This is a genomic window from Herbaspirillum sp. B65 (genome assembly GCF_000333555.1).
GTDB lineage: Bacteria > Pseudomonadota > Gammaproteobacteria > Burkholderiales > Burkholderiaceae_D > Herbaspirillum > Herbaspirillum rubrisubalbicans.
On sequence record NZ_BADI01000354.1, the window covers coordinates 1 to 978 of the forward strand.

Sequence of the window (978 nt, forward strand, 5' to 3'; positions counted from 1 at the left end):
AATCACCGATACGCGAGCGAACGTGAAGCGACTGCTGCTGCAAAACGTCTGCGACCTGAGCAACAACATGAATGGTCTTCGGTTTCCGTGTTTCGTAAAGTCTGGAAACGCGGAAGTCAGCGCCCTGCACCATTATGTTCCGGATCTGCATCGCAGGATGCTGCTGGCTACCCTGTGGAACACCTACATCTGTATTAACGAAGCGCTGGCATTGACCCTGAGTGATTTTTCTCTGGTCCCGCCGCATCCATACCGCCAGTTGTTTACCCTCACAACGTTCCAGTAACCGGGCATGTTCATCATCAGTAACCCGTATCGTGAGCATCCTCTCTCGTTTCATCGGTATCATTACCCCCATGAACAGAAATCCCCCTTACACGGAGGCATCAGTGACCAAACAGGAAAAAACCGCCCTTAACATGGCCCGCTTTATCAGAAGCCAGACATTAACGCTTCTGGAGAAACTCAACGAGCTGGACGCGGATGAACAGGCAGACATCTGTGAATGCGCTCCCGGACAATCCGCAAGGCGTGGTGGAGCAGTCGATACCGGGCGGGCGCTGCGCACGCGTGCGCCATGCCGGCGCGCATGAACGACTGGGCGATAGCATCTATCCACTGTATCGCCAGTGGTTGCCGCAGAGCGGGGAGGAATTGCGTGATTTCCCGCTGTACTTCCATTACCTGAACCTGCTGCCCGATACGCCACCTGGGGAGTTGCTTACCGATATCTATCTGCCGTTGAAGTAATGCGCCAGCTCTGGAGGCGGCTGGCAGGGCCAGTCAGGAATTTCCCGATGTGATCCAGACTGGCCCTGCTGTACAACGTGTACTGCAAGTATGTCGTTGAATCAGCCGTGTCAAGGATTTCCCCAAGCATGAATTTCCCAGCATCGTCATGATCGACCCCAGCCAGGAGCTGCCGAGCTGGCCCGATTCGCTTGTGGCGGGCGGTCTGCATGCGTCTTTGCGCTGCCC

At 55.6% G+C, this 978-nt stretch carries 2 protein-coding genes and 1 pseudogene; all 3 read left to right on the forward strand.

All coding sequences use genetic code 11. The features are described from left to right. On the forward strand, positions 1-286 hold a 286-nt coding region (locus I5W_RS34415), incomplete at its 5' end, for a hypothetical protein (RefSeq protein WP_022691992.1). A 133-nt stretch (positions 287-419) separates the two neighbouring features. Next, positions 420-593, forward strand: a complete 174-nt coding sequence (locus tag I5W_RS34420) for a Rop family plasmid primer RNA-binding protein (RefSeq protein WP_441294723.1) — start codon at positions 420-422, stop codon at positions 591-593. Continuing rightward, a pseudogene (locus I5W_RS08735) lies at positions 511-750 on the forward strand (AraC family transcriptional regulator); the annotation flags it as partial. The gene I5W_RS34420 and the pseudogene I5W_RS08735, both read left to right, overlap by 83 nt. Positions 751-978 lie beyond the last annotated feature (228 nt).